The 4,303-nt window shown below is 44.3% G+C and carries 5 protein-coding genes; 4 read left to right on the top strand and 1 reads right to left on the bottom strand.

Going from position 1 to position 4,303, the window contains the following annotated elements:
* Positions 1–791, bottom strand: a 791-nt coding sequence (locus tag Q0X89_RS09850; protein ID WP_297693612.1) for a tetratricopeptide repeat protein, incomplete at its 3' end; no start/stop codon positions are given.
* Between the two features lie 221 nt (positions 792–1,012).
* Between Q0X89_RS09850 and Q0X89_RS09845 the strand changes: the two genes are divergently transcribed.
* The 4 genes from Q0X89_RS09845 to Q0X89_RS09830 all read left to right on the top strand — a co-directional run bounded on the left by Q0X89_RS09845 (position 1,013) and on the right by Q0X89_RS09830 (position 4,296).
* Entirely contained in the window at positions 1,013–1,315 is a 303-nt protein-coding gene (locus Q0X89_RS09845; RefSeq protein WP_297693610.1) for a hypothetical protein, read from the top strand.
* A 674-nt stretch (positions 1,316–1,989) separates the two neighbouring features.
* Positions 1,990–2,475, top strand: a complete 486-nt coding sequence (locus tag Q0X89_RS18055; RefSeq protein WP_367177038.1) for a hypothetical protein — start codon at positions 1,990–1,992, stop codon at positions 2,473–2,475.
* Between the two features lie 40 nt (positions 2,476–2,515).
* Positions 2,516–3,067: a hypothetical protein gene (locus Q0X89_RS09835; protein WP_297693608.1), complete on the top strand. Its 552-nt coding sequence runs from the start codon at positions 2,516–2,518 to the stop codon at positions 3,065–3,067.
* Positions 3,064–4,296, top strand: coding sequence for a glycosyltransferase (locus tag Q0X89_RS09830; RefSeq protein WP_297693606.1), 1,233 nt, complete (start codon positions 3,064–3,066; stop codon positions 4,294–4,296). The genes Q0X89_RS09835 and Q0X89_RS09830 overlap by 4 nt, the downstream gene beginning before the upstream one ends.
* Positions 4,297–4,303 lie beyond the last annotated feature (7 nt).

Below are 4,303 nucleotides of genomic sequence, written 5' to 3'. Positions count from 1 at the left end.
TCAGATCTCCCTGCAATTGTTCTCGCTTCCCCGGCAAATTTCAAGGCGTCCTTATCCTGCTTCTCAATGTGTGAGGCAAGGGAAATACCGATCATGGCCATGATACTGTCATTTTTTGAAGCCGCTATTTTAGTAAAACTTTCCCTGGCCAGAACTGTGTTTCCACTAGCCAGGTATGCATGGGCCAAATTGTGCAGGCTTTCTTTATCCAGGGGAAAATCTGACAGGTTGTCCTGCAGTAAACGCATACCAGACGCATATTCTTGCCGGTTGATCAACTCATGTGCCCATGCCAGGCGGATATACTTTCTGGAGATAAGTGCGCCTTGGTTGGCGGGTTCTATTTCCAGGGCCTTGTTGACTGATTCCAGGGCTGCCTGATATTCCTTAAGATTGCTCAGGCAGTTGGCGTTGCCCAACAGTAGACTGAAATTCTTGGGATTATCCTTTAAAAGTCTTTTATACAATGCTTTTGCCTCCATGAATCGGCTGTCCCACAACAGGGATTCTGCCCGGTTTACGTCGATCTCCAGGTTGCCTGGATTGTTTAAAGCAAGGGCGTTAAAATAGGAAACAGCAGATTGGGTATCACCGTTTAAACCTAAAGATCGGCCGTAACAGATCTGAGCTGCCCGGTTGTCAGGTGACGTTTCGAGGTAGGCTTCAAAAAAGGCCAGGGATTCACTGAATTTGCCATCTTCGAGCAACCGGAATCCTTTTTCTATTGGTTCCTGCGCCATTGAGAATGAGATGACTAGCGATACGAGTAACTGAATAATACAATTTTTCATAGGTCGAGTTGATGTGATTTGAGATGGATTTGGGACCATTTCAATATCTATTATTTATTGTGATGTAAAGATAAAACGACCTCTTCCACCCCGGAAGTAGGGAAATGTCCATTCGTCTACAGCAAATGGCCATCCGTCTAAGGCACCCCTTATAAAAAGGCAGATTCAAGGATCTTTGATGCTGAATTTGAACCTGAATCTTAACCTAAAAACCTATAATAATGGCATTACAGATTAAAAACGACCAAGGCTTCATCGAAGTGTTTGGTTCCTTACATGGCCACAATATGAATGTGTTGCGGTCATATCTCGAATCCGAGTTCAGATGGAACGATTATCTGACTCTTTCCCTGGAAAAGTTGAAGGACCTGGATCGTACTACCGCTCATGAACTGGAACGTTTCTACCTGAAGGCAGTGAAAAACAACCAGGTGCTTTCTATAATAGGACGGAATCATACACCGATTTCCAGTGTTATGGAAAATTCAAAAACCGATTATATACTTAGCTATGACCGTACTTAAATTGAAATCGCTTCGCCTCAGCCAGGAAAAGTTATTTATGGGAAGTGCCTTGCTGGTTAACGGTGGGAATTACCTATATAATGTTCTGGTAGGACGGATCTTAGGGCCTGAAGCCTTCGCCGAAGCGGCCTTATTGGTTACCCTCTTGCTGGTCATCTCATTTCTGGGCATGACTTTCCAGTTGGCAACGACCAAGTTTGCAGTGCTATTGAACGGGCAACAATGGCAAGCACTTCGCTCAAAGATTAGGATGTATGCATTGTGGATTGGCATCGTCTTGGGTTGTGTCGTGGCACTATCCGCTGAAAGCCTGCAGGCCTGGTTTTCCACTGCATCGCCCTGGATGTTTGTGCTATTTGGCCTGGGAATACCGCTCTACTTTCTGATGAGTATTAAACGAGGGGAATATCAGGGGAACAACGCTCTGGATAAGTTGTCTATCTCCTACCAATCTGAAATGTGGAGCAGGCTAATAATCACAATTCTCTTGTTAATGCTGATCCCCTACAGCCCCGGAGTATTAGTGTCTGCAGGAATATTGATTTCGTTTGCTTTCGGTTTTCTGCCCTTCGAAAAGGGGAATCGGATCAGATCCGTCCATATAACGCTCAGCTCTGAAAACAAAAGGAATTTAAACCATTTCCTTCTGCTTACGGCGGGGCCTATATGCCTCAATGGCCCTCATAGGGCGGGTGGTGTATTTTGTAGCCTGGATGTTTGCAATGCTATTACTGCCAAAAGTGATCCGGCAGCAAAAGAAAGGCAAACCAACAGCCCCTGTGCTTTTCCGGTATGTGATACTCATCGCTTTGCTGGCAGTGACGATAGTTGGTCTTTGCCTCTTCTTCCCAGAACAGATCGTTACGCTGATGTTCGGGGAGGCCTACTTGCCCATTGCCGGGCTGCTTTGGCAATATGCGCTGGCTACAGCTCTTTTTGCGCTCTCGAATATATTTGCCTATTACTATTTATCGCTGGATCAATATCTTCCGGTAATTGTCTCAGCCCTTGTCGGTTTGCTGCAATTGGTATTGATCATTTTCTTCCACGACACGCTGGAAGGCATCGTACAGATCCAGATAGGAAGCATGTTTGTACTGCTTCTTCTTCAGGTGGCGTATTACTACAAGAACCGAAACGGTCAACTACAGAAATCCTGAGATGTTCAGTCGTCGATGATTTTTACGAATAGTAATAAATATGATCCTTCATCCCGGTATAGTGGTTAATACGAATGTCGAAATGGAATTGCCATTGGTCTACGGTTATCTTCCATTGGTCTTCACAGCGCCCAAAAAGTGGCATATAGAGAAGATATTTGAGTCAAAATTAACTCAGAATAAATCTAATCTAACCGCAATGAAACTAGCAATTGTAACTGTTTTGCCACCTAGAACCGAATCACTTTCAACTTATGGACATGAATTGGTAAAACACCTTAGGGAGCAAGTCGACATGAAAGAACTCATTTTGATTACCGATAGGACAAATGAGACTGAAGTTCAGAATTTCGAATATGAAGGGTGTAAGCTCGCCATACAACCCTGTTGGGACCTGAATGGATTTAATAATCTGTTCAAGATTGGAAGGGTATTATCCCATACCCGACCAGACGGGGTATTGCTGAACATGCAATTATTGAAGTTCGACACCAAAAAAAATCGATCTGGATTCGGTCTTTTACTGCCTATGCTTTGCAGGATAAAACGTATTCCAGTCATAACCTTAGTTAACTTAATCTTACCACAATGAAATTAGCACTTATTACAGCAATGCCGCCAAGTAAAGTAACCCTATCTGAATATGGTTACCACCTTGTGAAGCATTTCCGCGAACAGAAGGAAATTGATGAACTTATCCTTATAACAGATAAAACTGTTGAACCCAAAGTATTGGAATTCGAAGGCGAAGGATGCAAGATAACCGTAGTACCCTGTTGGGAATTCAACGGGTATTCCAACCTGTTCAGGATTGGAAAAGTATTAGCAAAAACGAGACCTGACGGTGTTCTACTGAACCTACAGTTTTTGAAATTCGGAGATAAAAAAATTCCTGCGGCCCTCGGCCTGATGCTCCCTGCCTTTTGCAGGATCTTGCGTATACCGGTGATCACTTTGTTGCATAACATTCTGGAACAAGTTGATCTGGACAATGCCGGGATCACGGGGAACAGGATCTTTCAAAGAGTTTACAACTTTATTGGAACACAATTGACCCGATGTATCCTGGCCTCTGACGTATTGGCTGTGACCATTAGTAAATATGTGGATATCCTTGAAAGAAAGTATAAGGCCAAGAACATAGCCCTTGTCCCGCATGGTTCGTTTGAGACACCTCCGGAACCGGATTATTCCATACCGTCTGGCCCTTTACAGGTCATGGCATTTGGTAAATTTGGCACCTACAAGAAGGCCGAAATTCTTATTGAAGCCGTAGAATTGATCCGATCACGTTGCGATTTGGATATCGAGATCGTGATTGCCGGAACCGATAGTCCCAATACGCCAGGCTATATTGACGGACTCCGTCATACTTATGAGCATATATCCCAATTACGGTTTACTGGCTATGTGGCCGAAGAAGATGTGCCTGTGATTTTTGGACAAAGTGCGGTAGTGGTTTTCCCATATACCTCAACCACCGGAAGTTCAGGTGTGCTCCACCAGGCGGGAAGTTATGGCAAGGCGACCGTACTACCGGATTTAGGTGACCTGGGTATTCTGGTACGTGAAGAAGGCTATACCGGAGAGTTCTTTGAACCCGATTCTGCAAGTTCCCTGGCCGATGCGATTCAAATCATCCTGGAGAATGAGATGTATCGGGTTGAGATTGGGAAAACCAATTATAAAGCGTCTTGCTCCCTGCCAATGTCTGTCATCACGCAGACCTATACGGATTATTTCAAAGCATTGGGCGAACAATATAAAACGGGATTTGACTGGGTACTGCCAAAGAAGACGGAAGCGCACATAGAGGCCTAATTACAAA

The sequence above is a fragment of the uncultured Eudoraea sp. genome (assembly GCF_947258525.1).
Classification (GTDB): Bacteria; Bacteroidota; Bacteroidia; order Flavobacteriales; family Flavobacteriaceae; genus Eudoraea.
This window is presented reverse-complemented; position numbering and strand designations above follow the sequence as displayed.